27 protein-coding genes are annotated in these 26901 nt (G+C 46.0%); 20 read left to right on the forward strand and 7 right to left on the reverse strand.

Annotation, left to right across the window (positions count from 1 at the left end):
- Positions 1-11: 11 nt before the first annotated feature.
- From rpmD to ACLVWU_RS03920, 10 genes are all read left to right on the forward strand, one after another.
- Positions 12-197 carry a 50S ribosomal protein L30 gene (rpmD, locus tag ACLVWU_RS03875; RefSeq protein WP_413577467.1) on the forward strand — a complete coding sequence of 62 codons (186 nt, stop codon included), beginning with the start codon at positions 12-14 and terminating at the stop codon, positions 195-197.
- A gap of 3 nt (positions 198-200) precedes the next feature.
- Positions 201-638, forward strand: coding sequence for a 50S ribosomal protein L15 (gene rplO, locus ACLVWU_RS03880; protein ID WP_340599065.1), 438 nt, complete (start codon positions 201-203; stop codon positions 636-638).
- The gene (gene secY, locus ACLVWU_RS03885; protein ID WP_413577468.1) at positions 638-1966 is read left to right on the forward strand and encodes a preprotein translocase subunit SecY; all 1329 of its coding nucleotides are present in this window, start codon (positions 638-640) and stop codon (positions 1964-1966) included. Before rplO ends, secY begins: the two co-directional genes overlap by 1 nt.
- On the forward strand, positions 1966-2601 hold the full coding sequence (locus ACLVWU_RS03890; RefSeq protein WP_413577470.1) for an adenylate kinase: 636 nt from the start codon (positions 1966-1968) through the stop codon (positions 2599-2601). Before secY ends, ACLVWU_RS03890 begins: the two co-directional genes overlap by 1 nt.
- Positions 2602-2729: 128 nt before the next feature.
- On the forward strand, positions 2730-2843 hold the full coding sequence (gene rpmJ / locus ACLVWU_RS03895) for a 50S ribosomal protein L36 (protein WP_011165332.1): 114 nt from the start codon (positions 2730-2732) through the stop codon (positions 2841-2843).
- Between the two features lie 2 nt (positions 2844-2845).
- The gene (rpsM, locus tag ACLVWU_RS03900; RefSeq protein ID WP_142699144.1) at positions 2846-3220 is read left to right on the forward strand and encodes a 30S ribosomal protein S13; all 375 of its coding nucleotides are present in this window, start codon (positions 2846-2848) and stop codon (positions 3218-3220) included.
- Between the two features lie 16 nt (positions 3221-3236).
- Positions 3237-3635, forward strand: coding sequence for a 30S ribosomal protein S11 (gene rpsK / locus ACLVWU_RS03905; RefSeq protein WP_413577473.1), 399 nt, complete (start codon positions 3237-3239; stop codon positions 3633-3635).
- A gap of 226 nt (positions 3636-3861) precedes the next feature.
- Positions 3862-4893 (forward strand): DNA-directed RNA polymerase subunit alpha, encoded by a 1032-nt coding sequence (locus ACLVWU_RS03910; RefSeq protein WP_413577475.1) that lies wholly within the window; start codon positions 3862-3864, stop codon positions 4891-4893.
- A 136-nt stretch (positions 4894-5029) separates the two neighbouring features.
- Positions 5030-5557: a 50S ribosomal protein L17 gene (gene rplQ / locus ACLVWU_RS03915; protein ID WP_413577477.1), complete on the forward strand. Its 528-nt coding sequence runs from the start codon at positions 5030-5032 to the stop codon at positions 5555-5557.
- A gap of 82 nt (positions 5558-5639) precedes the next feature.
- Positions 5640-6203: a TlpA family protein disulfide reductase gene (locus ACLVWU_RS03920; protein ID WP_413577480.1), complete on the forward strand. Its 564-nt coding sequence runs from the start codon at positions 5640-5642 to the stop codon at positions 6201-6203.
- A 131-nt stretch (positions 6204-6334) separates the two neighbouring features.
- On the opposite strand, the gene ACLVWU_RS03925 is transcribed toward ACLVWU_RS03920, so the two are convergent.
- A complete protein-coding gene (locus ACLVWU_RS03925) occupies positions 6335-7396 on the reverse strand; it encodes a hypothetical protein (protein ID WP_413577483.1) in 1062 nt (353 codons plus the stop codon).
- A gap of 317 nt (positions 7397-7713) precedes the next feature.
- Here ACLVWU_RS03925 and ACLVWU_RS03930 point away from each other — a divergent pair, with 317 nt between their 5' ends.
- Positions 7714-9843 (forward strand): response regulator, encoded by a 2130-nt coding sequence (locus ACLVWU_RS03930; protein ID WP_413577485.1) that lies wholly within the window; start codon positions 7714-7716, stop codon positions 9841-9843.
- Here the strand turns inward: ACLVWU_RS03930 and ACLVWU_RS03935 are convergent.
- Both ACLVWU_RS03935 and ACLVWU_RS03940 read right to left on the reverse strand, forming a co-directional pair.
- Positions 9840-11807 carry a TIGR03545 family protein gene (locus ACLVWU_RS03935; RefSeq protein WP_413577488.1) on the reverse strand — a complete coding sequence of 656 codons (1968 nt, stop codon included), beginning with the start codon at positions 11805-11807 and terminating at the stop codon, positions 9840-9842. The genes ACLVWU_RS03930 and ACLVWU_RS03935 overlap by 4 nt on opposite strands.
- Positions 11808-11816: 9 nt before the next feature.
- Positions 11817-12344, reverse strand: a complete 528-nt coding sequence (locus ACLVWU_RS03940; protein WP_413577489.1) for a TIGR03546 family protein — start codon at positions 12342-12344, stop codon at positions 11817-11819.
- Between the two features lie 113 nt (positions 12345-12457).
- On the opposite strand from ACLVWU_RS03940, the gene ACLVWU_RS03945 reads away from it, so the two are divergent.
- Complete coding sequence (locus ACLVWU_RS03945; RefSeq protein WP_413577492.1) at positions 12458-13441, forward strand: D-glycero-alpha-D-manno-heptose-1,7-bisphosphate 7-phosphatase; 984 nt, start codon at positions 12458-12460, stop codon at positions 13439-13441.
- On the opposite strand, the gene ACLVWU_RS03950 is transcribed toward ACLVWU_RS03945, so the two are convergent.
- A complete protein-coding gene (locus ACLVWU_RS03950; RefSeq protein ID WP_413577495.1) occupies positions 13396-14391 on the reverse strand; it encodes a lysylphosphatidylglycerol synthase transmembrane domain-containing protein in 996 nt (331 codons plus the stop codon). The two genes, ACLVWU_RS03945 and ACLVWU_RS03950, sit on opposite strands and share 46 nt — an antisense overlap.
- Positions 14392-14531: 140 nt before the next feature.
- Between ACLVWU_RS03950 and ACLVWU_RS03955 the strand changes: the two genes are divergently transcribed.
- From ACLVWU_RS03955 to ACLVWU_RS03975, 5 genes are all read left to right on the forward strand, one after another.
- Positions 14532-15908: a mannose-1-phosphate guanylyltransferase/mannose-6-phosphate isomerase gene (locus tag ACLVWU_RS03955; protein WP_413577496.1), complete on the forward strand. Its 1377-nt coding sequence runs from the start codon at positions 14532-14534 to the stop codon at positions 15906-15908.
- 43 nt (positions 15909-15951) lie between these two features.
- Positions 15952-16206 carry a hypothetical protein gene (locus ACLVWU_RS03960; protein ID WP_413577498.1) on the forward strand — a complete coding sequence of 85 codons (255 nt, stop codon included), beginning with the start codon at positions 15952-15954 and terminating at the stop codon, positions 16204-16206.
- A 219-nt stretch (positions 16207-16425) separates the two neighbouring features.
- Positions 16426-16941, forward strand: a complete 516-nt coding sequence (locus ACLVWU_RS03965) for a hypothetical protein (protein ID WP_413577499.1) — start codon at positions 16426-16428, stop codon at positions 16939-16941.
- On the forward strand, positions 16919-17857 hold the full coding sequence (locus ACLVWU_RS03970) for an HTTM domain-containing protein (RefSeq protein ID WP_413577501.1): 939 nt from the start codon (positions 16919-16921) through the stop codon (positions 17855-17857). The genes ACLVWU_RS03965 and ACLVWU_RS03970 overlap by 23 nt, the downstream gene beginning before the upstream one ends.
- A gap of 285 nt (positions 17858-18142) precedes the next feature.
- Positions 18143-21337, forward strand: a complete 3195-nt coding sequence (locus ACLVWU_RS03975) for a hypothetical protein (protein ID WP_413577504.1) — start codon at positions 18143-18145, stop codon at positions 21335-21337.
- A 63-nt stretch (positions 21338-21400) separates the two neighbouring features.
- Here the strand turns inward: ACLVWU_RS03975 and ACLVWU_RS03980 are convergent, their stop codons facing one another.
- Positions 21401-22951 (reverse strand): acyl-CoA dehydrogenase family protein, encoded by a 1551-nt coding sequence (locus ACLVWU_RS03980; RefSeq protein ID WP_413577507.1) that lies wholly within the window; start codon positions 22949-22951, stop codon positions 21401-21403.
- Between the two features lie 131 nt (positions 22952-23082).
- On the opposite strand from ACLVWU_RS03980, the gene ACLVWU_RS03985 reads away from it, so the two are divergent.
- Both ACLVWU_RS03985 and ACLVWU_RS03990 read left to right on the forward strand, forming a co-directional pair.
- Complete coding sequence (locus ACLVWU_RS03985; protein WP_413577510.1) at positions 23083-23955, forward strand: S1 family peptidase; 873 nt, start codon at positions 23083-23085, stop codon at positions 23953-23955.
- 131 nt (positions 23956-24086) lie between these two features.
- Positions 24087-24389, forward strand: coding sequence for a hypothetical protein (locus ACLVWU_RS03990; protein WP_413577512.1), 303 nt, complete (start codon positions 24087-24089; stop codon positions 24387-24389).
- Between the two features lies 1 nt (position 24390).
- Here ACLVWU_RS03990 and ACLVWU_RS03995 read toward each other — a convergent pair whose 3' ends face one another.
- Entirely contained in the window at positions 24391-25473 is a 1083-nt protein-coding gene (locus ACLVWU_RS03995; protein ID WP_413577515.1) for an outer membrane beta-barrel protein, read from the reverse strand.
- Between the two features lie 161 nt (positions 25474-25634).
- On the opposite strand from ACLVWU_RS03995, the gene ACLVWU_RS04000 reads away from it, so the two are divergent.
- Complete coding sequence (locus ACLVWU_RS04000) at positions 25635-26609, forward strand: HD-GYP domain-containing protein (protein ID WP_413577516.1); 975 nt, start codon at positions 25635-25637, stop codon at positions 26607-26609.
- On the opposite strand, the gene ACLVWU_RS04005 is transcribed toward ACLVWU_RS04000, so the two are convergent.
- Entirely contained in the window at positions 26606-26899 is a 294-nt protein-coding gene (locus tag ACLVWU_RS04005; protein ID WP_413577518.1) for a CsbD family protein, read from the reverse strand. The two genes, ACLVWU_RS04000 and ACLVWU_RS04005, sit on opposite strands and share 4 nt — an antisense overlap.
- Positions 26900-26901 lie beyond the last annotated feature (2 nt).

Here is a 26901-nt window from a genome sequence, read left to right on the forward strand (position 1 = left end):
CGGAGGCGATCATGGCTAAGACATTTATCGTAAAATTGAAAAAATCGACAATCGGCTGCACTCAAGAACAAAAAGATGCAGTTCGTTGCCTAGGTTTGAAGAAGCTTAATTCTACTGCAACAGTGAATGACACTCCTGCAAACCGTGGCCAAATTATGAAAGTTCAACATCTAGTAAATGTTGAAGTTAAGGGGTAATCCATGAGCTTGCTTAATCAACTAGCTCCTAAAGCTGGATCTAAACACGCTCCAAAAAGAATCGGTCGTGGTATCGGTTCTGGTATGGGTGGTACATCTACTAAAGGTCATAAGGGTCAATTGGCTCGCACCGGCGGTACTGTGCGTCGTGGTTTCGAGGGTGGTCAAACACCTATGCACCGTCGTTTGCCAAAATTTGGTTTTAGCAACGTCGCGTTTGCTAACAACTTTGAGATTGTCAACGTAGGACAACTTGCTAAATTTTCTGGAGAAGTAACTCCTGAAACTCTTTTCAACGCTGGACTTGTTAATAAGGGCGCGGTTAAGATTTTGGGAATGGGCGAGCTAAAAACAGCTTTGACTGTAAAAGCTCACAAATTTTCAGAAAGCGCTAAGAAAGCTATTGAAGCTGCTGGCGGCAAAGTCGAGGTAATTAAGTAGTGTCTGCAATTGAAAGCATCGCAAAGAATTCGGATCTTCGTAAACGTATATTCTTCACGTTGGCCTTATTGGCCGTCTACAGAATCGGAGTTCACGTTCCAACGCCAGGCGTGGATGGAACTGCGGTGCTTTCTTTCTTCCAGGCTCAAAGCCAGGGGATTTTCGGACTCTTCAACACCTTTACGGGTGGTGCACTTTCCCAGTTCAGTATCTTTGCGCTGGGAATTATGCCTTACATCTCTGCTTCTATCATTTTCCAACTTCTGACTTCAGCGGTTCCTCTTTTGGAATCTTTGAAAAAGGAAGGCGAAGCAGGACGTCGTAAAATCAATCAATACACTCGTTATGCGACTGTAGCGTTGGCTATCGTACAAGGTTACGGTATCTCAACTTGGTTGATGAACTCTACAAGCCCAGATGGCCGCTCCCTTGTGGTTGCGCCGACTGTGGCATTCCTTCCATTCCAGTTGATGACAATCATCACTTTGACCGCGGGTACTTGTTTTATCATGTGGTTGGGTGAGCAGATCACTGAAAGAGGTATCGGTAATGGTACATCTTTGATCATCTTCACTGGTATCGCGGCAGCAATTCCTCAAGGTGCTCATCGTCTTTGGGAGCTTATGCTTTCTGGCGAAATGAAATTCGCAGTTATCCTGCTTCTATTGGTATTGATGGTGGCAATCATCGCTGCGGTTATCTATATGGAAGTTGCACAACGCAGAATCACTGTTCAGTATTCTCAGCGTGCTGGTGGCGGCGGAATGCAGTCAATGCAAACTCCGACAAGCCATCTTCCTATTAAAATCAATTTCTCTGGGGTTATCCCGCCGATCTTTGCGAGCTCATTGTTAATGTTCCCGGCAACGATGGCACAGTTCGTTAACACTCCATGGTTGAAGGCGCTTCAGGATTCTTTGAATCCATCAGGCACAATCTTCAACATAATGTTCGTTGCTTTGATCGTATTCTTCTCGTTCTTCTATACAGAGATCGTTTTCAATCCAAACGACGTTGCTGATAACTTGAAAAAGTACGGCGGTTTCATTCCTGGCGTTCGCGCGGGTAAGAGCACTGCGGATTACATCCAAAAAGTACTTGAGCGCGTAAACGTATTGGGTTGTATCTATCTTTCAGCTATTTGCGTTATGCCAGGTATCCTGGCTAGCCAAATGAGCCTTCCGTTCTACTTCGGTGGTACTTCACTTTTGATCTTGGTTGGTGTTGCTTTGGATACTGCTCAGCAGGTTCAGTCTCACATGATCACTCAAAAATACGAAGGTTTCATGAAGGGTGCGAAAATCCGTAGCAGAAGGGTTCAGTTCTAATGAACTTGATTCTGTTTGGAGCCCCAGGGGCTGGTAAAGGTACACAATCTGAGTTGTTGATTAAGAACTTAGGTATGACTCAAATCAGCACAGGGGATTTGTTCCGAGCTGCCATCAAAGGTCAAACTGACCTTGGCAAAAAAGCCCAAGAGTACATGGATAAAGGGCAACTAGTACCGGATAGCATTGTTATCGGTATGGTTGAGGAAGTACTTAAAAAAGGCGTAAATAACTTTATCCTTGATGGTTTTCCAAGAACTGTGGCGCAAGCCGAGGCTTTGGATAACCTTTTGAATAAAATGACACTTTCCATTGGAAAAGCCATATTTTTGGAAGTTCCGATGGAAATTTTGATGGATCGTTTAACTGGTAGACGCGTATGTAAAAATTGCGGGGCAGTCTACCACATCGTCAGTAAGCCTACCAAGACGGAAGGTAAATGTGATAACTGCGGCGGCGAAGTTGTTCAGCGTAACGACGACAAAGCTGAGGTTATTGGGACTCGTCTCAAGAACTACCAGGAATTCACTAGCCCACTAAAAGAGTTTTATAAAAAATCAGGAAAGTACATCCAGGTCGACGGTAATAGGGACACTGCGCAGGTCTATACAGAGATCGAAAAAATAATAGGCTAACCACTTTTATTATTTTTTTGCTCTAGACATTAAAGCTGCTCGGTGATAGCGTCCGACTCCTCGTTTGTATTTTTGCTGTATATTTTGGCCATTTTCCGGTCAAAAAATTAGCAAGTATGGGAAGAAATATGAAAGTAAGACCATCAGTAAAAGCAATCTGCAATAAGTGCAAAGTTATTAAAAGAAAAGGCGTTATTCGCGTTATCTGCGAGAACCCTAAACATAAGCAAAGGCAGGGTTAATCATGGCACGTATTCTTGGTGTCGACTTACCTAGAAATAAGCGCGTTGAAATCGCGTTGACATACATCTACGGCATTGGACGTCCTCGTGCAGCTATGATTTGCAAGCAAGTAGGCATTCCTTCAACTCTAAGAACTGAAGGTTTGACAGACGAGCACATCGCAAAAATCCGTGGCATCATCGAACAAAACTTTAAAGTAGAGGGTGATCTTCGTCGTGAAGTTGGCCAATCTATCAAACGTTTGATGGACCTTAACTGCTATCGCGGCATCCGCCATCGTAAAGGCTTGCCAGTTCGTGGTCAGAACACTCGTTCTAATGCACGTACTCGTAAAGGTCCTAAGAAGACGGTAGCTAACAAGAAAAAAGCAGTCTAGGTAAAGGGCATTAGCGATGAACACTGAAAATAAAAACAAAACAGTTGCTAAGAAAAAAGTTAAAAGAAACGTTCCTCAAGGGAATTGCTACATCCAAGCTGGCTTCGGTAACATTATCGTTACTATGACAGATCCATCTGGAGCTACAGTTTCTTGGTCATCTGCAGGTCACCTTGGTTTCAAAGGTAGCCGTAAAGGTACTCCATTCGCAGCGCAAGTTGCAGCAGAAGACGCAGCAAAAAAGGCTATGGAAGCTGGCATGAAAGCCGTTGACGTATACCTTAAAGGCCCTGGCGCTGGTCGTGAACCAGCGATCCGTGCTTTGGCTGCTACAGGCATGAGAATCTTGACTCTTAAAGATATCACTCCTGTTCCGCACAATGGTTGCCGTCCTCCTAAGCGCAGAAGAATCTAATAACCTTGTAGGCGACTCCATATGGAAGTCGCCTGTTTGGTTTGAATTCTTGGGTTTTTTAATGAGCTGCGTGAATCGATTCACGCAGTTTGATTCAAAAACCGTGCCGCGAAGCAAGACAGCTTGTTAAAAACGTCCATTTCTTGTTGAATGGGGAGTTGAATAAATTCACTCCTGGTGTTTTTAACAAAAAACTACTCAGATAAATTAACCTCTCGGGGGATCCATGCAAGAGCATTATTATAAGTTTTGGAGAGAAATGATCAAACCAAAGGGATTTGAGGTTGATCGTGATACTCTTCGTGATGACTACGCAAAATTCATTATCCGTCCGCTTGAAAGAGGTTTCGGCGTTACTCTTGGTAACTCCCTAAGAAGAATTCTTCTTAGCTCTATGATGGGTTCTGCAATTACTGCGGTTAAATTCGAAGGCGTATTGCACGAGTTCACTACGATCCCAGACGTTCTTGAAGATGTTACTGACATTATCTTGAACCTTAAAGAAGTACGTTTCAAACAGTACACTTCTGACTCTTTGACTTTGAAGATCAATAAAAAAGGTCCAGGCAAAGTAACTGCAGCAGATATCCAAGTTTCTGATAAGATCGAAGTTTTGAACCCAGATCTTCATATCGCTACTTTGGGCGCGAACGCATCTTTCAGCGCGGAAATCGTTGTTAGCTTCGGTCGTGGTTATGTTCCTGTTGAAAACAGAGAAACAGATCTTCCAGTTGGCTTCATCGGCGTTGACGCTCTTTATAGCCCAATCCGTAAAGTTAACTACAATGTTTCTAATGCGCGCGTTGGTCAAAGAACTGACTACGATGCATTGACTTTGGAAGTATGGACTGATGGTTCATTGAAGCCGGACGAAGCGGTTGCTCTTTCTTCTAAAATCATGAAAGAACAACTTCAAATCTTCCTTACTTTCGATGAAAGCATGGAGCCAGTTGAAGAATCTCGCGAGCTAGGTTCGCCTTCATTGAACGAGAACTTGTTCCGTTCTGTTGACGATCTTGAGCTTTCTGTTCGTTCTGCGAACTGCTTGAAAAACGCTAACATCCGTTACATCGGTGAGTTGGTTGTTCGTTCTGAAGCAGAGATGCTTAAAACAAAAAACTTTGGACGCAAGTCTTTGAACGAGATCAAAGAGATCTTGGGCGAGATGGGTCTTGGCCTCGGTATGAAAATCGAAGGTTGGCCGCCTCCAGGTTGGGATCCTTCTCAACCACCAGTAAAAAGAGAAACACAACAATAGTCACAAGCTGTGATGACACCAACTCCCTGAGGAGTTGGTGAGGGCTGGAGCCCGAAAAAGAAACACCGAGCAATTAAGCACGAGTGTTCTTCGTGAGGATACCTGATACGGTCCCCACGTTTTAACCGGAGAACATATGAGTTCACACAGAAGAAGAGTAAAGCATTTCGATCGTAAATCTGGCCCTAGAAAAGCGTTGTTTCGTGGTTTGGTTGAGTCTCTAGTAGAGCACGGCCGTATCACTACAACTGTAGACCGTGCGAAAGAAACTCGCCGTCACGTTGAGCGCGCGATCACTTTGGGTAAAAAAGGTGACTTGAACACAACTCGTTTGTTGTTGTCTCGCTACCCAAATAAAAACGTAGTAAGCATCATCATGAAGGACTTGGCTCCTCGTTTTGCTTCTCGTCCAGGTGGTTACACTCGCATCATCAAAATCGGTCGTCGCCCAGGTGACACTGCTGAGATGGCGTTCCTTGAGTTCGTAGACTACGATTTCGAAGCTAAAACAGCTGCTAAAGAAGAAAAAACTGCTAAAGCTACTGAAAAACCAGTTAAAAAAGCAGCTTCTAAAGCGAAAAAAGCGACTACAAAAACTGTAGCTGCTAAAAAGAAAACTGTTAAGAAAACTCAAAAGAAAGCACGCGCTAAATCTCGCGCTTAATTTCGAGAATCAAAACCGATTTTTAAAAAACCCAGGGCAACCTGGGTTTTTTTTTGGTATTTTACCAACTGGAGGAACATCAATGAAACAACATCTAAAAGCTCTTGCATTGGTTTTGGCACTTGGCGGATTGGCTATATGGGCCTTTGATCGATTTTTCATGAGTCGCGTGGAGCAAAGCCCTGCGACGATTTCCTCGGTTGATAAAATGGAAACTGAGGGCGCTCCTAACTTCACTTCAAAATCCCTGGACGGGCAGGCATTTGAACTTCATTCGATGAAGGGCAAAGTCGTCATCCTGAATTTTTGGGCTTCCTGGTGTGGTCCTTGTGTTGAGGAAGTGCCTTCCTTGATCAAGCTGGTGAATGAGTTCAAAGGAGATGTGCAGTTGATTGCAGTCTCTGGCGATAGCAACGAGGAAGACATTCACGTATTTCTGAAATCGTTTCCGGAATTGAAGGGTGCCAACATCAAGATCGTCTATGATCAGGATCGCAGTTTGATGAAGATGTTTGATGTCTCCCGTTTGCCAGAGTCGCTGGTTTTGAACAAGGACTTGAAACTGGTAAAAAAACTGGTGGGCTCAATAGACTGGCATACCAAGGACTCTGTTGAATACATGAGATCCCTGTTGGAAGCGAAGTAAAAGACCCGTAGAGGGATCGAGAAGTTTCGTTTTAGAGGCTTCGCAAATGTGGAAACGTCAGAGACAATTCCTATGTCTCTGACGCTCTCAAATCTATTTCAAAATAATATCAATCAAGTCTGTTTCCGGGACTACTGACAGTCAAATGCCAGATCGATTTTTGTTCCCTCTACCAGTGGTGAGTTGAATTTCAATACTTTGCCAGACACGGTGAACTGTGTGAAGGCGCTACCGTTGACTTTGATTTGTACAGTGCCGGCCTTTGGTGCGCATTGAAGAGTCATATGAGTCATCGAGTTTACGATCTTATCGCGGAATGTATTCAAGTTGTTGGCGAAGCTGGAATCACAGATGCTGCCGACTCCGCCGTCAGTAAGCACGGACAACTTTTCATAGTGCACGCCTTCGTGACTTGGCGATGCTGAAGCGGCATCTTGCATGGCCTCGCAGGATTTATCACCGGGTTTTACGATGATGCTGTTGAAGGTGAAGCGCACATCGCTGCCGAACTTTTGTTTCGCCATAGCCAGAACATTTTCCGGCATGTCTTCAGCTTCCAATGGGATCAGGCTTCCGACGGCATCGTTGGCTTTAACCTTTGAAGGATCACCGCCGACAGAGCGTTCATCTTCGTTTGAAACGATGATCACAGAAAGGGCCGCGCCAGGACGATAGCAATTGTTGCTGCCGGCAAGTGCAAAGTGATTGTAGGTGGCTTTCAATCCGCGTTCATCAGCGGAGCCGGAGCCACCAATCGTCAATGCATTGACGGTGTTTTCAAAAATATTTGTCAGGTTGGGAGTGCCCTTTTTTAATAGATAGGCTGGTGTGCCACCAGAAGGTGAGTATCCCACCCAATCAGCAGAGAAGCCCCACACTGAATTCATAGCACGTGTATTAGTCATACACATTTGCCAGTCTATTCCTGAGTTTTCAAGTGATCCGACAAAATCCCCCATGCCCGCCGCCAGCTTTTTTAAGTCTGGGAGCATGGAGTTCGAGTCGTCGAACACAATGAGGAAGTCGACTTGCTTATTACCGTATCCTACGACTTGGGAGAAACTTACAGAAGTGCCTGGTACGGATGAAGCCATTTCCAAAGGTGCCGGTGAGAACTCCATTTTAGAGCATGCTGCAGTTGCAGCAGTCATCACACTTAGGATCAGAAGGTTTTTTAGATTCATCGTTTTCATATTTGCTACCTCACTAAAAGGCTAGCATGTTCGATGACTTCAAAAAAAGTGAAAATATAAAATGCGAGCTAAAATGCCCAATGATTTTAATAATTTACGAATTAACGTCGAACTCCTGTTCAGGGCCTGCAAAGAACCTTTACGAAACTTTTGAAAGAAGAACAGTGATGATTGATTCATCGACGAAAACTTTCGTTTTGCTGAAAGTGAAATTACTCAGGTCCATTGTGTTGAATTGAAAAACTGACTCAATCATTACAGCATTACAAATAGTTTCGCACATTGAAAAATCCAATGCAGATTGATAGACCGCAGACATGGCAAAGCTATCTTCGTTTAATCCCTTCGCTCGCTCTACTCGTTCAGAGGAAAGCATTGAGTTTCAAGTGCGTAAACTTAATCTTATTTATCAGGAGCATTTGAAAGGTGCTTTTGCCATAACCGGAAACGTGATTGCATTTCTGTGGGTGACTTGGAATGAATTCCCTCACGAAATATTGTTGGGGTGGATGTCCGTTATGTTGGGTACTGCCACCATCCGCGTTCTGTCTTTGTGGAGATGGAATCGCGTAAAGCAAACAGTGACTAGTCAAAATCAATTGAAGTTCTGGGAGTATTTGCTTTGTTCGCAGTTACTGATATCGGGATTCGGTTGGGGATTCTGCGGAGTCATGGCTTCCACCAGCTCCAATGTTTCTGTTCAGACTGTCGCAGCATTAATTATCGCCGCGATGACGGCAGGCCCGTTGATTTACTATGTCTCTTCAAGAAAAGCGATGGCTTGTCTGGTGGGGCCGGCTCTTGCCGGGTGGAGTGCGGGATTTCTATTTGTATCTGAGGTGCCTGACCATCAGGTGCTGGGTGTTTTGATTCTTTTCTATCTGGTGCTGCTGGCCTTTATTGGTCAAAACTTGAATCGTTCTATCCTGCGGATGATTTCGATGGACTATCAATTGAAGAAAAGTGAAGAGCATCTGAGGATGTCGATGGCTTCCAGTGATGCATTATCCTGGGACTGGTACGTTGAGACGGGGGAGCTTGAGTACAATGGAAACATTCAGCTGTTTCCGAAAGGCCCGGCTCAGCTTCTGGAGATCCTTAAAAAACATTTCGTCAGCCAGGGTGAGTTGGATGCCGAAGTCGAATTCAATGACGAAAAGAATTCTGTTCGATACATCGCTATCAAGGGTCGCGTTTTTAAAGACCTGAAGACGGCCTTTCGCATGACAGGAATAGCCTGGGATATCACAACTAAAAAGAACGAGGACATACTGCGCCGGGAGCGCGATCTGCACGAAGCCGCCAATCGTGGCAAGTCTGTCCTGCTGGCCAATGCCAGTCACGAAATTCGCACGCCGATTTCCTCCATTCTGGGCTATGCTGAGACGATGTTAGGCAGCCGCGAGCTGCAGGCGCAAAACCGTTCTGATGTCGAAGCTATTCATCGTCAGGGTAAGTTCATGGTGACTCTGGTGAATGACCTTTTGGATTTGTCCAAGATTCAAAGCAAGGGATTGTATTTTCAGTCTTGCTCGATGAGTCCGGGGCTGGAGCTTGAGGATTCTCTTTCGATGATTCGATCGACGTTGGACAGTTCAAAGCACCTGTTGTCGTTAATATTTGAAACTGATTTTCCGGCCATAATCTCTTCCGACCCAGTGCGCTTTCGTCAGGTGTTGATCAATTTGCTGTCGAATGCAGTGAAGTATATGGGGTATGGCGAAGTTACAGTCCGAGCCCGGTTTGTCGAACAGAATGGCAATGGCTTTATCAGTATCATCGTTACTGATAAGGGCTTGGGGATGGATGCGACTATGCAAAGTCAGCTTTTTGAGCCGTTCGTGCGCGGTGAGAATCCTGATGTGCAGCGTGTTCCAGGTTCAGGGTTGGGATTGGCGTTAAGCCGTCAGCTGGCCCGGGGCATGGGGGGAGATTTATTATTGCTGCACTCGGCGCTGGGGCAGGGGAGTTCATTTGAATTTGTTCTGCCGGTGGGAAGAGCTGATGAGGTAAAACTGATTTCACCAGATGAAATCACCCGCCAGTCCCGACAAGAGATCTCCATTCCACAACACAGTAACTTACTGAAGAACCGCGAAATTCTGGTCGTGGATGATTCTGATGATTTGCGGGTTCTGATGGCAAGGTATCTGCAGCGGGAAGGAGCTCGCGTAGAAACCAGCGAAAACGGTCAGGTCGGTGTGCAGCGGGCATTGCGGAAAAAGTTCGATGTTATTTTGATGGATATCAAAATGCCGGTGATGGATGGATATCAGGCAACCACATTGCTGCGGGAAAGTGGCTACAAAGGTTTGATCGTTGCAGTGACGGCCCAGGCGACGGCAGAAGGTCAGGTGGATTGCCGAAACAACGGGTTTGATGCGTACTTAAGCAAACCCGTTGATATCAGTTTATTAAAGGAAATTTTGACTAAAGTTGAAGCTTAAAGGCCAAAACGTTTTTTCAATTCGTCGACGGCTTTTTGGCCTTCTTTTTCAAGCTGCTTGCGCCCTTGGTTTTCAGCATCTTTTTTCGCAGTGTCAATTTTGGATTCAGCCTGTTTTTTCTGCGAATCCAATTGTTCCTGCGCTTTTTTCACTTCGTTGTCGAACTGCGATTTGAACTGATTAATCTGCGCTTCTACCTGAGATTTTTGTTTGCCGATCTCTTGTTCAACGTAGGCTTCGATCTTTTTACGAGCTTCATCAACTTTGGCCTGGATTTGTTTTTCAAAGCCTTTGGAAAGCTCTGGACCCAGATTTGAATTGATGGACAGCGGTACGTTAGGAAGGTTGCCCTGTCCTTTGGCTGTCAGTGTGACGACCGGAATGCCGGCGAACACCGCCTTTAGAATTTCATCTGCAATATTGTTGGTCGAAGATACGGCGTAGTCGATCTTGGTGAACTTGTTATCAAAATCCACCGCCAGGTTTTTAAAACCCACCAGGGATCCTTGGATGCCCATCTCTCCGTGCGCTTTGTTGAAAGCGATTTTGACATCTGGACTCTTCACCAGATCTTTTCCTTCGATGGCATAGGATGCGACTTTAAATTGATAGTCGATGACCGAGTCGTCCTTACGATTGTCCAAAGAAAGTTTTAATAAGAAGCCAAGAATTTCCATAGCTGGAAAGTCACCCGCCAAAGTCGCGATTGTTGGTCGTCCCACCAGACGTTGATTGGAAGTGATATCCAGGATCTCGCCTTTGACGTTTCCGGAATTTGGTGTCAGGCCGGCTTGTGAGCTGATTGCCGTGCGCTTCACCCAGAACATCGGATAGGAATTTGGACGGCCAAATTCGTACGAGATGCCTTCTTCGCGGGGGTGTGGTTGGATGGCAATTTCTTCCTCTTTGCTGGCAGCATCTTTATTTACAAACTTTGGTGGCAGATATTTTTCTGCCAACGATTTGTATCTGAAGAATTTGGCTTTGTAAGGTTCAAGGTAGCGATTGAACACGGCCATCGTCAGCGCCTTCGCATCTACTTGAGGAATTCGGAAGTGCTGCTCAAGGGACTTGATGTCGACTTTGACTTGTTTTTCGATTTCACCGTACTGCGCTTGAAGGGTTTTCAGGTCCTGGCCCAGGTCATCACTGACCGCCTGCAATTGCTTGTACTTGCCGTCAGCATCTTTGTAGATGCCATCAAGTGTTTGAATGGAGCTTGCGATCTCCTGAGGGTTTTTAAAGTCCTTGTATTGAACTTTGTTAAGGCGATCACCCAGGGCTTTGATGTCCTTTTCCTGAGGCAATGTCTTTAATCGTTCGTCCCACATTTTTTGTTTGGCTTGCAGATCCTTTTCGAACTTCTCGATCATCGCTTTGGATGGCAAAGATTCCTGCAGCTTCTGCAATTGAGCATTTGGATCTGTTCCTCCAAGCATCGAAATCACATCACCCAGAACATTTTCGCCATACTGGGCATCCAACTCTTTCTTTGCCTGGGCTTTAAGTTTATCACCCTGTTCGGCCAATACGCCAGGCTCATTGGAAACCGGAGGAGGTGGCGCCACTTTTCCAGGGCGGGCTCTTTTAACTCCGAATTCAATCTGCTCAACGACGGCTTCATTCACGACATACTTTACGCGCAAAAGAGCATCCCACAGCATGCCGAAGCGGATTTCACCGATCTTCAGGGAGTTGTGTGTGGGCTTTTCGGCATCTGTGAACTCGATGCCTTTAATGCTGATGTGTGCATCGAAGAAGCTGGTTTTAAGATCGGCAATATTTACTTCCGCGCCCAGGGCTTTGTAGCCGCCCCACTCCATGGCGCGACGAAGATGTCCATCAAAGAAAAAGTGGAAGTAAAGTCCAACGATAAGACAGAAGACGATGAAGGGAACCAGGGCACCCCAACGGATGATGCCTTTTTTCTTTTTGCTTGCTGCGGGTGTTTGTGTGTTTGCCATGATTGTATCCTATTCCCCGTAAAGATCGTTGTACTTGGAGTACCAAATATAAAATTTCGTTGCCGTCAGAGCTTTCCAGAACTTGGTGCCTTTGAAGCGCGCCACAACAGCCGCGCGGTACGCCAGGATCAATGCTTTGAAGCCATAATATGCAAATGGAAATAACAGAACAGACACGACCATGGAGCCCATGACGATGCTGTTGTTAAAGCGGGTCATCGGAACGAACGGCATATTGTACATGCTTACAAACAACGGTCTTAAACTTTCCATTTCCAAAACGACTTTTCCCAGATGATGTGCAGGAGTGTCGAATAGGAAAGCGACAAATTTAAAAAAGAAGGCCGAAAGAAAAGCGGCACCCAGCTGAACACGAAAAACAAAAACGATAAACAATACAATTGCCGTTTGAATCGAGAAAAAAGGCGCAAATCCCAAAAGCAATCCCAGGGACAGGCCAAATGCCAATGGCATGGTGTCGGTGTCTGAATTCAGAAGTTTGATGAAATTAAAGAGCTGTTTTAAAAGTAACGTCATGGATTCCTCGTGTTGAAGGTCAGATTCGAGACTCTATAAAGTTTATGACAAAAATGCGTGGCGGCAAGTGAAAAGCGAGGACAGCCCGTGGTGTTTGTCGTATGTTTTTAAGTATGAAATCATGGGCGCAATTAGTTGCAGACACAGTTCGAATGGGGGGAGTGCTGGTATTTATCGAAGACCAGGCTCCACAGGATCTTTCAAAATGGCTAAATCCTTTGGGACAGCTGTTTGCCGGAAAGATTCCGTTCACAGTGCGCAAGGAAAGTGACTTTCTTCGCGGCAAGTATCAAACGGGCGCACATGATTTGGTTTTCTTTTTTGAGGGCCAGGATTCTGTTTTGCGTTCGGTGGATGCCTATGCGCAAGGACAACGTGTCTGGGTTTCCCGAAGCACTGAGATGCCTGCGGCAGTTGATTATTTGTGGCACACAGCGGATCTTGGGGCGTGGCTGACCTTTTGGCAAAGTTTGTCTGCACAGTTTGAATCCCTGATCGAAAATTGGACGGGTGTAGATTCTGATTTTACACCATGCCTGTTTTTGGATCGCGACGATGTCGTCGTTCGAAATGTTCCCTATAACAAGGACCCCGATCAAGTTGAGCTGATTCCGGAAATCGTCGAGTTGATTAAGAAAGCTCACGACACTGGTTATTGGGTCGCATTGGTGACAAATCAATCTGGAATTGGCCGGGGACGAATCACTTGGGGAGAGTATAAATCAGTTCACCAGCAAATGCTGAAGCTATTGGCGCAGCAAGGAGCCTGGATTGACGAGTGCGTCTGGTCCTCTTTTATTGAAAATGAGTCAGTCCCTGAGGGCCGTATGTTTGCGGGATTGCGAAAACCCCGCGCCGGAATGTTTCAACTGGTGAAAGAAAAACTCAAGATCGATATGGGAAATTCGATTATGGTTGGAGACAGCGCTACGGACCTGTTGGCTGCTTACTCGGCGGGAGTCGGAAAGTGTTATTTGTTCAAATCTGTAAAGCTTGAACAGGAGCGCGAAACCCTGGAAAAATTCCGCGCCACTAATTCGGGATTTAACTATCAGGCCATTTCTTCGGCTTCGGCGATATCTTTCGGGCGTTTGTAGCGCATATAGAAAAAGGCGCCCAATAGGCTTACCACAAACGAGCTTACTTGAAACGCAGTGATCGTAGTCGGTCCCACGTCTGTTGATTTTCCAGTATAGACATTGAACAGGAAATAGAAAGCGGCCTGTCCCACGCCCACTCCAGCAGGGGAGATAGGAATTGCCGTCGCCATAAAGCCCAATGGTGCCACCAGGAAATAGGTCTTCATCGGAATTTCTGAAAAACCAGAAACCATTCCCACCATATACAAAAACAAGATGGCCGTTGTTTGGGCGATCAAACTAAGCAGGATCACCTGAATAATTCGCGGAATGTGATTGCCGTACAGGTGCAGGCTTTCATAGATTTTCATGAACTTTTCAGACAAGGGTAGTTTGTGAATCACTCTTTTCAGAATCTGGCGATCATAAACTTTCGTTGAAAACACCAGACTTAGAGCAATCGAAAAAGTCACGAACAGTGCAACAATGAAATAAAAAAGACTCATCAGCGTGGATACGTGGCTGACGTGTGTGAAATCATAGATCATCACCAAAAGCGCCAGCAGGATCATCGCATACAGGCCCAGGACCCGGTCGATTAGGACACTGGTTGCGGCAACGACTTTGGTTCCGGGAAATTCGCGTGTGAAATAGAACGCCTTGATGACGTCGCCTCCCACTCCACCAGGCATTGCGAAGTTAAAAAACTGACCAATCAAAGTGAGTTTGAAGGAAGACCAGGCTTTTGCAGGAATGCCCTGGGATTTTACCAGCACTCTCCAGCGTTCGCTGGCCAGGAAAAAGTTCACCAGGACGATGCCGGCTGAAAGGGCGATGATGCCAGGATTTAAGAGATTGCTCAAAGCTGAAAAGTTCAATTTTCCGGATTGTACCAGCCAGTAAATGATCCCGGCTGCAAACAGGATTTTTATTAACTGTGCTGCAATCTTTTTGGTCTTTTTAATCATAGGTCCCATTCATACTGTAAAGAGGCTTTAAACTCTACTTTTGAAGTGAAATTTCCTATGACAACCCGGGCCAAGCGGGGTAGGGAATACCCTGTTTTTAGCTCTGGTGTTAAGATGTTTCCCCAATGTTCGGAGGTTCTATGATTCCTGTAGTGTTATCTGGTGGAAGCGGCACGCGTTTGTGGCCGGTTTCTCGTCAGCAAATGCCAAAACAATTTTGCACGATTTTTGAAAAACCGCTGCAAACAATGACCCTGGAAAGATGCCATAAAATGGGCACTCCGTGGATCGTGACTTCCAAGGCGCTTCAGAACCTGACGGAGATCAATCTTCAAACCAATAAAATGAACGACGTGCGCGTTGTTTATGAGCCTTACGGCAAAAATACAGCTCCAGCGATTGCAGTTCTTTGCAAACTTTTGGATTTGCAGGACTTGGGAAATGAGATCGTGGGAATTTTCCCGTCTGATCATTTGATTTCAAAAGAACAGGCATTCTTGAAAGTGGTTAACTTTGCAGCCTCTGTTGCTAACAGCAACAAAGTTGTGACTTTGGGAATCACACCTTCGTATCCTGAAACGGGGTATGGATATATTCAAACCAAAGCTGTCAGCCTGAAAGAGGTCGACGGATTAAAAGCCTACTCAGTCGTTAAATTCCATGAAAAGCCAGCGCTTGAAAAAGCCAAGGAATTTTTGACTCAAGGAAGCTTCAGCTGGAATGCGGGAATTTTTGTATTCAAAGCTTCCCATATGGTTTCTTTGTTTGAAAAGTTGCAACCTGAACTTTGGGCTACAGTTTCCGCGTTGAAGGCAGACGCTTCCAACCTGGAAGAGATCTACTCTAACGTTCAAAGCATCTCTATTGACTACGCTATCATGGAAAAATTAAGCGGCGATGAGCTGGCATGTATTCCTTCAGAATTTGGTTGGAATGACGTAGGCTCCTGGGATGCAGTGGCTGCCTTGCAAAAGGGTCAGGATGTATTGAACGTTAAAGGTCACGGCAATTTCGTTTTTGGCGATCCTGCAAAAAATTATTCGGCGATCGGTATTGATGACGTGATCGTGGTCGATACTAAAGATGCTTTGATGCTGGTTAAAAAAGGCCAGTCTCAGGATGTTCGTTACGTGGTCGAGTCTTTGGCTCAACAGAAGTCATCCCTGGTGAAAGAACATGTCTATGAATATCGTCCTTGGGGCTATTTTGAAATTCTTAAGGACACAGAGTTTTTCAAATCCAAAGTGATTCGCGTGAATCCTCACTCACAGTTGTCACTGCAAAGCCACGCCAAGCGCGAGGAGCATTGGACGATCACTCAAGGAAAAGGCGAAGTGGTTCTGGATGACAAAGTGATTCCGGTAAAAGCCGGCTCCCATGTGCATATTCCATTGGGGGCAAAACATCGTATGCGCAATAACTCTGACGAGATGTTGGAGTTCGTTGAAGTGCAACTCGGCAGTTATTTTGGCGAGGATGATATTGTCCGTTATCAGGATGATTACCAAAGAAAGTGACAGTAACGAAGGGCTCTGTTGAAGTTTTGAAAAAGGAGTCCTTATGAAAGCTTTTTTATTTTCGTTGGCGTTTTTGTGTTCGTCTTTTGGTTTGGCTGCCAAGACTTATCAGGTTACGGGGCCGATTCTGGAAATCACAGATTCCATGATCGTTGTTCAAAAGGGCAAAGATAGATGGGAGATTGAAAGAACTGCTGGCACTAAGATTCATGGGGACTTGAAGGTTGGAGAAAAAGTGACCATCGAGTACACGATGTCCGCAGCGACAGTGGACGTTAAAGAATCTAAAAAGAAGTAAATCCGTGATTTTGGTAAAAAGCCCACTCAAGAAGTGGGCATTTTAGTTTCTGCTGTCTTATTTGTAACAGATATTTCATCTTTGCCATTTGCTCATAAAGCTTCCGCTCCAGTAACTTCCGTCTGCTAAATAGCAATGGGAGAAAATATGGCGCGGTATTTTGAACGGGTAAAGCTCGCAGTTATTTCCGTATTTATAGCCTTTAATTTGATGATCATAATGACAGCTTCATTTCCTGATCGAAGTGAGTTGGGGCGTTTGATCTTAAGAAATTTCGGCTACTACATCGACGTCGTCGGCCTGGAGCAGCCGTGGAGTATGTTTGCTCCCAATCCAATGTCATTGAATTCCTATATCGAAGTCGAAATTCTATTCAAGGACAAGAGCACTGAAAAATGGTCATTGCCGCGCCCCACGCAGATGGATGGATTTTCGAAGGTTATCGGTGGCGATCGCTATCGCAAATTCACACAGGAATATCTGATGCCCGAAAAGAACGAGGAGATTTGGTTTGATGTGGCCCGCTATGTGGCCAGGAATGTAAATCACATCGAAGCGAACGGAAGAAAGCGGGAGATCGAGAAGCTTCAATTCTTTCGTTACTACAACTACGTTCAGGATCCACAAAAAGTTTTTGTTCGTCACGGTGACATGAGCGGGGAATACAAGCGCGAGAGTGTGTTCTATTTCTATCCAGCGAAAAAGGAAAAGTATGAAATCAGCCACAATAATTAGAGCAATCTGGGATTTCTTTTTTAAACCGCAACCGGTAGATCATCTGGGCCTGATGCGTGTGTTGTTTGGTCTGTTGTTGATATTCAACTGGTATATGATTTGGAGCTATCTGGATGTATTTTGGGGAGTTGATGGTCTGGTCACTTTGAAAACATCTGTGGAGTACGGCTCTTCACTGCGTTTTAGCTTGTTTGATTTGATGCCAAATGATCCGCGGGTTCCGGCAATGCTCGCGATCGTTAATTTGGCAGCGGCAATTGGTGTGACGCTGGGTTTGTTTTCGCGAACGTCCATGGTGATTGCATTTATAACTTTGCTTTCATTCCAGAATCGGAACGACTTTATCCTGAACAGTGGCGACATCGTATTGCGGAATATTTTATTTTTCATGATGTTTTCGGCAGCAGGCAAAGCATATTCCCTGGATCGTTTGATGTCGAAAATGCGGAACGGAACTACAGAGCGAGCGATGGAAAGACCTTGGGCGGCCCGTTTGATTCAAATTCAGTTCTGCGTGATTTATATTGCGACCGTGCTTTTCAAAATTAAAGGCTATCACTGGGTGGATGGGACCGCCGTATATGTGGCAACTCGATTGGATGAGTTTGTGCGTTTCCCGGTGCCGCTATTAAACAACCTTTTGCTGATTAAATTTATGACCTGGTCCACGCTGATAGTGGAGTTTGCGATGGGAACATTGGTTTGGTTCAAGGATTTACGCTATTGGGTTCTGTTGGCTGGCATAGGACTTCATGTTGGAATTGAAATAGTCATGAGCATACCGATGTTCGAATGGGTGATGATGGTAACGATGTTGGCATTAGTGGACCCAGTTGACTTCATTAAGGCTGAAACATTCGTGGAGTCATGGTTCGCGAAATATCGTTATCGTTTCAATAAGATGCGAGCTGCCTAAATTTAATTGAATTTACAGAGGGAAAGTCAATAAAGACCGTGCGTTGAGAGCGTGCGGTCTTTTTTTATTTGAAAAGTGAATCGATAACATCCAAGCAATTAATTAAAGATCGGAAAATTACAATTGTTTTCATAGTCATTGAATAGGCCTCCTAATAACTTTCTCTGAAATTTCATGGATCATCACGTACAAAACAGGAATCTGTTGGAAACTTAACGGAATTTTGTTGGGAATGTTTGTGGGGGTCCGTGAAGTTCGGAGAGAAATCATAATTTTGGAGGAACGATGGGATCACGTAAGAAATTAGTTTTCGTTGCGGGAATCTCGTTACTGGCAAATCCGACCTGGGCACAAATGGCGCAGCTTCAAGCTCCACCAAGAACTGCTAACAGCGTGAAGGATCGGCTGCAAGACGAGAAAGAGAACCCGGGTAAAGAGGAAGTGGCCAAGGATGTTGTGGCCATCACACCAGATGGGAAAATTCGAATCGGTGTGAATCAAAAAAAGAAGATTGAACAGGGCGGGTTCATTAAAGACGGCCTGCCAAAGAAATTCGTAGGACCTTCGAGTGGCGGCTCGAAGGGTAATACCTACGGAGGCGATAAAGGTTCGAAAGGTTCAACTTTCGGCGGAGATTACGGTTCTGAACGTGGTGGCTTTGATTCAAAAGGTGATAAAGGATCGAAGGGGTCTACCTTTGGTGGTGATCACGGCGACAAAGGTTCTAAAGGTTCGAAGGGTTCCACTTTCGGTGGAGACTACGGCTCCGAGCGCGGTGGATTTGATTCAAAAGGTGATAAAGGGAATCACGGCGAGCGCGGTAACTACGGCGATAAAGGTGATAAAGGAAATCACGGCGAGCGCGGTAACTACGGCGATAAAGGTGATAAAGGAAATCACGGCGAGCGCGGTAACTACGGCGACAAGGGTGATAAAGGAAATCACGGCGAGCGCGGTAACTACGGCGATAAAGGTGATAAAGGAAATCACGGTGAGCGCGGTAACTACGGCGACAAGGGTGATAAAGGAAATCACGGCGAGCGCGGTAACTACGGCGATAAAGGTGATAAAGGAAATCACGGTGAGCGCGGTAACTACGGCGACAAGGGTGATAAAGGAAATCATGGTGAGCGCGGTAACTACGGCGACAAGGGTGATAAAGGCGACAAAGGTGATCGCGGCGAACGCGGTAACTACGGCGACAAGGGCGATAAAGGTGACAAAGGCGACCACGGTGAACGTGGCGAACGAGGTCACAAAGGCGACCATGGCGATCGCGGTGAACGTGGCGAAAAAGGCGAACATGGGCACAAAGGTGATCATGGTGAACGTGGATCCAAAGGCAACTACGGAACTTCGTCGTCATATGGCACATCGTCTTCTTACGGCACTTCCTCTTCGTATGGAACGTCATCCTCTTACGGAACTTCGTCTTCCTATGGAACGTCTTCAACATATGGGACGGAATCTACGAATGGAACCCCATCCACTTCTTCAACAAGTGTGACAACGTCAACCAGTACTGGTACTCGTGGAAACCCTGAAACGACGGCTACATCGACGAGTTCTTCAAGCAGTAGTAGTTCGTCGTCTTCAAGCAGTAGCAGTAGCTCTTCATCTTCTTCGAGTACGGAAACCACGTCTTCGAGCGAAAGCAGCAGTTCCACTGGCGAAAACAAGGAAAAGAAAGACAAGAAGAACAGATTCAAAGCGAAGCTTGAGCCCTTGTTCCACTTGGCATTCGACTTCGGTACGTACATTGTGAACTTAACGCCACATGAAATTCCTCAGCCGGCAGCGGTGGGAGTCGCTTATGACGTTCCTTCACAACAAACTTTGAAAACCGGCGATTATCGTGACGGTTTCCAAAAAACAGTTTACGGCAGTATTGAAGTTGGAATCGGAGCACAGGTTAGATTCTGGTTTGATAACGCTACAGGATTGTTGGACTACTTCTGGGGCTACGTCGGAGTTCTGCCAGTTGTTGGCAAACAAACGGCGTCAACACGCTATGCAAGCACTTTGGATAAAGCCAAAGCTTTGGGTGGTCGTTGGTCTGTCCCTAAATACGCGGCAGATCTGAACACTTGGGACGCCGGTGATAGCATCACTTACGTGAGCTATGGTGGCGTGATTTTCCTTGCGAACGCAGGATTTGGTCCGGTCGGTATCGGTACGGCAAAACTGGCGCGTGGCTCTTGGGAAACCTACGTGGAAAAAGTGGGCGACAATATGGCCTACGTGAAAATGACAAGTGGTAAACTTGAAAACTTGTCGATCTTTACGAGTGTGTCGATCATGTCGATTGGTAAAAACTATTTCAATGCAGCGGATGACGGATTCTCGTACTTGTTTGACTTAAGTACAGATACAGGCCGTAAGGCATATGAAGATATGATCCGCGGTAACTCGTATGCAGCCGAACAGTTTGCAACGAATAAGCCGGCGAATCTGGTTGAAATGCCACCGGTGACGAAAGTTCTGACGTTCAGAACGGTTTCAACGGGAACAACCGTCAGCAAAGCATTTGCGATTCCAATTATCTGGGACCGCGTGTTCAGCAAAGGACGTGTTCAATCGTTCACGACTTCGGATTTGCATGTGGAAAGAAACACGGCACGTGTTCACTACGGTATCTACAACGAATCTGATGATTCCCGATTCTGGTTCAAACATAGAGAAGAAGACTTTATGTTCACAGGCGCGAAATACACGCTTGAAAACTGGGACAACAAGGAAATCAATACGGGTATGTTCGGTACTTACAGCTTCGCGTTCCGACATGAAGCAAGTAACGACGACAGACTTCGTAAAGGCTTGAAAGAGCTTGTGCGCAAAACCGGTCTGAAACGTTTGATGATCAACATTCCTGACAACTCCGCTTTGGGTTACACGGGTGTGGAATTCAATGCGAAAATGGGCGAAGAGAACACTCTTCGACTGATGACTGCAGGACAACGCTTAAGCGAAGATCAATTCACAGCTCGTGGTCTTAAGTTGCATGAACAGTACTTCAATCGTGGCGGCGATCCGTGGGATCTATGCAAGTTTGCGGGCTGTTCTATGAAGCAACGTAAAGAAACGATCGTGGGTATGTCGAAAATGTGGCGCGCACTTCAGGACATGAGTCGTAATATGACTGGTAATCCTAAAGCGTTTGCACTGGCATACGGTCAGTTCGGTGAGGGAATGGCGACAAATCCATTCACATACCAGGCGGCTATTGCTATGGCTGGCCCAGGCGTTCTGATCGACTTCCTGGTTGAGGGTACAAGAATCTCTATGTACTACAAACAGTGGGTGACAGATGCTGACGGCGCGTGGGTTCCTTCGGATAAAATGCCGGGATCTGATTTGATTCCGAAGTTTGATCCAAGAACTCGTCACTCGAAAATCCGTGGTATCGTAATCGGAAACAATCCTGGGGATGTTATGCCCGGGGATTCAATTCCTCTGATGCAGCCAGTGGCGTTCCAATAGAACTTCATTAAATGCAAAAGAAAAAGGCCGTTGAGTGAATCAACGGCCTTTCTTTTTTTAAACTTACAGTTCGTATTCCGTTACCAGGGCTTCGCTTATCAGATCACCCGTTAACAGGGCCAACTGACGGGCATGCCGTTCCCATTCCTCAGGTGCCGATTTCTGCAGCTTTCCAATCAACATTTCAAATTCATTCCATTTGCTGGTGAAAGCAGGTGCTGAACTTTTGAAAGCCTTCGTGGATTTTAAATACTCCAGCAGTACTGGCAAGGACTGCTCTTTTTCAAAGGCTCTTAACATATCCAAAGAAAGCACATTCGTCGTGCCCTCCCAGATTGAAAAGACCTGGGCGTCGCGGATCAATCGCGGCAATCCTGTGTCTTCCACATACCCAGCACCGCCAAACATCTCGACGACTTCACTGGAGGTATTGATGGCTTTTTTCGCAGTGTAAAGTTTAAGGACAGGAGTTAGCGTGCGTAACAGAATACGTTCTTTAGCGCTGATTTCCCCGACTTCATCTTTTCCCAGCAGGTGAGCGATATGAAAACTGAAAGCGAAGCATCGGCGGAAATCGTCTTCCAGCCAGCGCAATGTTTCCTGATGCAGTGGGTGATCGATCAACAATTTTCCAAAAGCTTTTCTTTTGCGGGAATAGCTTTGCGCCAAGTCCAAGGCGCGACGGGAGTGTCCCAAGGCGCAGATGGAATTGTAGATGCGTGTGATGTTCAGGACGCTGGCAATTTTTTTGATACCATCGCCTTCACCGCCAACCAGTCTTGCCGGAGTACCTTGCAGACTTAGTTCCGCGGTCGGCAGGGCCTTCGTTCCCAGCTTGTCTTTCAGACGATGGATCTGGATGTGATTCAATTGTTCCTGATCGTTGCGCAGTTCAAGATAGAAAAGGCTTAAACCTTTTGAGCCTGCAGCTGCGCCATCCGGGCGAGCCAGGGTCAATGCCATTTGCGATGTTGTCGCAGACGTGAACCACTTTGTTCCGTGTAACGAATGAGTGGCGGAAAATCCACTTTCGCCTGTAAATGGATGCGCATCTGTGGAGGTGCCGCTGACATCAGAACCGCCGGTTCTTTCGGTCATCCATTGACCCGCGGTCCAGAAAGTTTTTGGATCTCGGGAGGTCAGATGAGGGATGGCGCGGGCTTTCAATTCCGGAGTGCCGTAAAGCTCCAAAGCGCGGGCCGCCCCATCAGTCATCGCCAAGGGACATGAAAAAATTGCCGAACTTGGAGAGTATAAGTAAAGCAACGCCATCTGATAAACACGTGAGTAAGATCCGTATTTTCTTTCGTAAGCTGTGGCGACAATGCCTTCCTCGGCAGCGATTCTCTCTAGTGATTTCCAGCCAGCAGAAACCCGAATGTCATCAATTCGGCGTCCCCAGGGATCAAAAGGCACGTGCACTGGGGGATGTGCTTCGGCGTCTTCAGCAAATGCCAGCATTTCGTTGGCCGCTCGATTTCCCAGGTGATCGAGATGTGCCAAGACTTGCTTTTGGCATTCTACGGGCAGAATTTTTTTCAAGAACTTTTGAAGAAGAACATCGGACTGAAAAGTGTTCGTTAGGCTGGGCCCATCTTGATAAAAGTTTTTCATGGTTATAAGTGTAGGCTGCTCTGTGTGGCGGTACAACTGTCGTTCTAAGCCTGAGTTGCTTTTTTTAGAATTTCATTGCCGTTTGTTCGATCCCTTCATATACAAGGCGCAAACATTCAGGAGGGGCGGCCGTGTCTCGATTTTTAATTGCAGTTCTGTCTTTTGGGACTTTGGTGTCTTGCTCGATCAATCCCGGTAATACGATTCAATCTACAGGTCCTTCTATTGTGAACGGGACTGAGGTCCAGGAGTCAGATGCAATCGCTCCACACTTGGTTTCTGTCTATGACGTTGAAACCAATGCCATTTGCACTGGAACTCTTATCGCCCCAAATATCGTCCTGACGGCTGCCCATTGTGTTTCAGGTCAAAAAAGAAATATCAAAGTGGTTTTCGGACTAAATGTTGACGAGTACTTGGCTGCACGTGAGCCCGATATTCGCGAAGCTTATGTTCACAATATCAGCGATATCAAAATTCATCCACGTTGGAACTTGGAAAAGAATCAGGAATTGGAAGACGACTGGTATGACCTTGCAGTTGTTAAATTTAAAGGGGATGCACCTGAAGGTTTCACTCCTGCAGAATTTTTACGTGACCTGAATGTATTGCAAACCGGAGTTACAGCTTACGTTGCGGGTTATGGAGTGAGCACTGTTGAATCACGTCATGTCCAAGCCGGCGAGCCTTTGAAGTTTGGTGAGGAAGCTATTTGTGATGACGAAGGTTGTGTTTACCTGAAAACTTCTGGTGAAGGAATTTTGCGCTGGACCATGGCTCCGATTACAACTTTTTCTGAAGTTGAATTGAGACTGGATGAGGAACACGCGGGAACTTGCGGCGGTGACTCCGGTGGGCCCGCATTTGTTATGCACGAAGGTAAATTCCAGTTGTTTGGTGTGACCAGCCGCGGAGGCATTTTCTGTAACTCGGTGGGTGTTTATACGATCGCCCTTAAGCTGTATGACTTTTTAAAGCCGGCAGTCGAGAGCCTGCAGAAGTAGTGCTTTAATATCGTCATCTGTCGATGTTTTGGCAGGTATAAGGGGGTCTAAAGCCCCTTTATTCGTTTTAAAGTCGGCAGGTAACTTGCAACTATTCGAAGTGATAAATTCTGGCAAATTGTGAGGAAACTATGAAAATCATGATTCTAACTGTTCTTTCCTGTTTAGTGGCTGCTTCTGCGATGGCTAGCGTGCCGGGCAGAATCACTTCAAAAATCGATTCGCAAAAAGCCGAAGTGCAATTGCAGGGCGCTAAAGCTGGTGACCGCGTCAGTTTGATGGAAGAGATTTGTGAAGGGCCGAAAGTTAAACTTTGCCGAACCGAGAAAGTCGGCGAAGCCGTAGTTTCAAAGGTCATCAATTCTGAGACCTCTGAAATCACCGCTGAAGGGAAGCTGCCTTTAAAAGAAAATCTTTTGATCGAAAAAAAGTAATCTAGAAATACGCAATGGCACCCAGAGTGATTATCGTCGAACGATCCGTGGGTGCGCCATCAGACTCTTTCATGATCTCCTGATCCGCCATATCCTGGCGAAATTCCAAATGCATATTCAAGTTATCAGTGACTTTATACTTGTCACCCAAAGACCAGACTTCCACCTTGTCAGCACCCAAATAGAATGCGCCTGTCGTGCCATTCAGATTATCCAGCTCGCCAGCGCCCAGAATGTTTTCATAGCGCAGTCCCAAAGTGTGGCGGCCCATAGTGTAGCCGAGTTGTGCTGATAGAGTCTGTGCATAGCTTTCATTCGCGCCATCAGGAGTCTGCGCTCGCGAATCGTAAGTCAAAGAGGCCGTAGAATCATCGCTGAACTTATAAGTAGTCCAGACATTGGCGGTGGACTTCGCGATGCTGGTGCCTGGTACAGTTGTTGATGCATCTTTTCCTGAATAGTATCCAGCGAACCACAGAAAGCGACCGGAAATTCCTGTGAGGGAAAGCTCAGTTGTTTTTGTGGAAGCCATGTCATCGCCGTACTGGTTGTAGGCGCTGCGATTGTAAGAGCTTAGTGTGACAGCCAACCACTCGCCCGGATTGAATTTCAGACGAATGCCTTCGTTATATCCAGGAACGATGCCCTGATAGGCGACGGTGTTTTGATAGAAGATATTTTCAGAGCGCATCGCGGATTCGAAACCCAGCGTCGAGCACAGGCGGCCAAATCCCACAGACCAGGCAGGATCTATTTTGTAGTAGATCTCCAGTTGATCAAGAGTCCCGAAACTGTTTTTGCTGGTACCACTGGGAGTAGTGACTTCGATCGGCATGTACATAAACCGTGCGAAGAAGGAAAGCTGATCCGTTTCCTTTTTTAGAATCACCTGAGCACTGTTGAAACGATACTGTTCGTTCAATGCGCCAGACGAAGCCGGATAGGCGTTATCCCCAGTGGACATAAAGTTATATTCGAAAGCAGCCTCACCTTGAACTGTTATACCGGAAAGGACCTCATCAGCATATGCGGTGATTGGCATACTTGTGCTTAAGGCAACAAGGGTCGTGATGATCTTTTTCATGGAAGGCATATCGGTGAAAATCGACCTCACATTCAATGTCCAGAGGTCCTGTTGCTATTGGTCTGGTTTTTTACTGTTTCAGAATAGGATTTTACGTGTCTTAGGTCCGGGGAAAGGGCAGACACATGTTCATTCCCTAAAGCTCAGGGTACAATTGTGAAATGACAGATCCTCAGCCAAAAATGATTATGGTAGGGGTAGAGCTCTTTACTGAGAACTTTCCACTTCCTGCAGACGTTTATACAAGACTCCCTTCCGGTCAGTATCTTTTGGTCGGTAAAAAAGGTGAGAAAAGTAATTTTCAAAGCTTGCACATGACTGCACAGAAGAAAGCAGAGCTTTATGTGCGCGGATCTGATTATGACACGGTTATTCAGTTCAATCTCGCGTTGGCAAGAACTGCCGTCAGCAAGGCTCAGGTTCCCACTAATTTAAAATTAAATCTTATTACCGGCCTGGCGGATTCCGCGATCAATGATCTGGTCGAGCGCAAGATTGTGTTGGGTTCGTACGAGCGAGTGAAACAGTTGTCAGGATTTATCAAAGACACTGTTTCCCAGGTTTCAGAAGTGGATAAGCTTTTGGATCTTCTTAGCAAGCTTCCGAAAGACAGCGCTTCCCATGGGATGGCTACGGCAGCCGTTTCATTGCTGATTTGTGAAAAACTGGAGATCCAATCCAAACCTACTTTGGAAAAGGTGGCATTGGGCGCTTTGTTGCACGATATCGGAATGAAAGAAATTCCCGAGGCAATTCTTAAGAAACCGCGCGCGGACCGTACGATTGAGGAAACGACACACTATGAATCTCACACGATGAGAGGTGTGGAGATGCTTCAGGAGTTGCGAGAGATTCCGTCAGATGTTCTGGCAATTATTCTGGAGCATCACGAAAATGCGTTGGGTATGGGTTATCCTCGTCGCATTCGTGATATCAAGATGAATCCATTGGCGCGTATTGTGGCGGTTGCAAACTACTTTATGGAGTTGTTGCATGATTCCACGGGCGAGCATCCATCCATGTCACCAGAGGAAGCCATCCATTATATGGAAGTTACTTTGGGACAACCATTTAACAAACAGGCCTTCCTGGCTTTAAAAGACATCGTATACGCTCACCGTCGTGCAGCTTCTTAGTGATGTCGTTCCTCTTTCGGAGGATTGATATCACTATCCAGGCTGGTGCGATTTATCCGCTCTTCCCCAAAGGACTGATCGGATTCGGGATCGCTAAGTGAGTTTTTAAATTCATTATATTTTTTTGTCGCTTCTTCCTGGGACATTCCATAGGTTTTTTGCAGCTGACCTTCCAGTTTGGTTAAATCACCCTGCATGGTTTCGATCTCATCATCTGTAAACCGGCCCCAAGTGCTTTTTATCTTTCCCTTTAGAATCTTCCAGTCTCCACCTAAAGTATTCTTATTCATAA

The organism is Bdellovibrio sp. HCB290 (assembly GCF_047305925.1).
Taxonomy (GTDB): Bacteria; Bdellovibrionota; Bdellovibrionia; order Bdellovibrionales; family Bdellovibrionaceae; genus Bdellovibrio.

Excerpts from the sequence above, each read along its gene's own strand:
- rpsK (WP_413577473.1), top strand. The coding sequence starts at position 3,237 with ATGAACACTGAAAATAAAAACAAAACAGTTGCTAAGAAAAAAGTTAAA.
- rplO (WP_340599065.1), top strand. The coding sequence starts at position 201 with ATGAGCTTGCTTAATCAACTAGCTCCTAAAGCTGGATCTAAACACGCT.
- ACLVWU_RS03950 (WP_413577495.1), bottom strand. The coding sequence starts at position 14,391 with ATGATTAAAAAGACCAAAAAGATTGCAGCACAGTTAATAAAAATCCTG.
- ACLVWU_RS03980 (WP_413577507.1), bottom strand. The coding sequence starts at position 22,951 with ATGAAAAACTTTTATCAAGATGGGCCCAGCCTAACGAACACTTTTCAG.
- ACLVWU_RS03975 (WP_413577504.1), top strand. The coding sequence starts at position 18,143 with ATGGGATCACGTAAGAAATTAGTTTTCGTTGCGGGAATCTCGTTACTG.
- rplQ (WP_413577477.1), top strand. The coding sequence starts at position 5,030 with ATGAGTTCACACAGAAGAAGAGTAAAGCATTTCGATCGTAAATCTGGC.
- ACLVWU_RS03965 (WP_413577499.1), top strand. The coding sequence starts at position 16,426 with ATGACAGCTTCATTTCCTGATCGAAGTGAGTTGGGGCGTTTGATCTTA.
- ACLVWU_RS03955 (WP_413577496.1), top strand. The coding sequence starts at position 14,532 with ATGATTCCTGTAGTGTTATCTGGTGGAAGCGGCACGCGTTTGTGGCCG.
- ACLVWU_RS03995 (WP_413577515.1), bottom strand. The coding sequence starts at position 25,473 with ATGAAAAAGATCATCACGACCCTTGTTGCCTTAAGCACAAGTATGCCA.
- ACLVWU_RS04000 (WP_413577516.1), top strand. The coding sequence starts at position 25,635 with ATGACAGATCCTCAGCCAAAAATGATTATGGTAGGGGTAGAGCTCTTT.
- ACLVWU_RS03945 (WP_413577492.1), top strand. The coding sequence starts at position 12,458 with ATGAAATCATGGGCGCAATTAGTTGCAGACACAGTTCGAATGGGGGGA.
- ACLVWU_RS03935 (WP_413577488.1), bottom strand. The coding sequence starts at position 11,807 with ATGGCAAACACACAAACACCCGCAGCAAGCAAAAAGAAAAAAGGCATC.
- rpmJ (WP_011165332.1), top strand. The coding sequence starts at position 2,730 with ATGAAAGTAAGACCATCAGTAAAAGCAATCTGCAATAAGTGCAAAGTT.
- ACLVWU_RS03990 (WP_413577512.1), top strand. The coding sequence starts at position 24,087 with ATGAAAATCATGATTCTAACTGTTCTTTCCTGTTTAGTGGCTGCTTCT.
- rpmD (WP_413577467.1), top strand. The coding sequence starts at position 12 with ATGGCTAAGACATTTATCGTAAAATTGAAAAAATCGACAATCGGCTGC.
- ACLVWU_RS03910 (WP_413577475.1), top strand. The coding sequence starts at position 3,862 with ATGCAAGAGCATTATTATAAGTTTTGGAGAGAAATGATCAAACCAAAG.
- ACLVWU_RS03925 (WP_413577483.1), bottom strand. The coding sequence starts at position 7,396 with ATGAAAACGATGAATCTAAAAAACCTTCTGATCCTAAGTGTGATGACT.
- ACLVWU_RS03960 (WP_413577498.1), top strand. The coding sequence starts at position 15,952 with ATGAAAGCTTTTTTATTTTCGTTGGCGTTTTTGTGTTCGTCTTTTGGT.
- ACLVWU_RS03930 (WP_413577485.1), top strand. The coding sequence starts at position 7,714 with ATGGCAAAGCTATCTTCGTTTAATCCCTTCGCTCGCTCTACTCGTTCA.
- ACLVWU_RS03940 (WP_413577489.1), bottom strand. The coding sequence starts at position 12,344 with ATGACGTTACTTTTAAAACAGCTCTTTAATTTCATCAAACTTCTGAAT.
- rpsM (WP_142699144.1), top strand. The coding sequence starts at position 2,846 with ATGGCACGTATTCTTGGTGTCGACTTACCTAGAAATAAGCGCGTTGAA.
- ACLVWU_RS03970 (WP_413577501.1), top strand. The coding sequence starts at position 16,919 with ATGAAATCAGCCACAATAATTAGAGCAATCTGGGATTTCTTTTTTAAA.
- ACLVWU_RS04005 (WP_413577518.1), bottom strand. The coding sequence starts at position 26,899 with ATGAATAAGAATACTTTAGGTGGAGACTGGAAGATTCTAAAGGGAAAG.
- ACLVWU_RS03920 (WP_413577480.1), top strand. The coding sequence starts at position 5,640 with ATGAAACAACATCTAAAAGCTCTTGCATTGGTTTTGGCACTTGGCGGA.
- ACLVWU_RS03890 (WP_413577470.1), top strand. The coding sequence starts at position 1,966 with ATGAACTTGATTCTGTTTGGAGCCCCAGGGGCTGGTAAAGGTACACAA.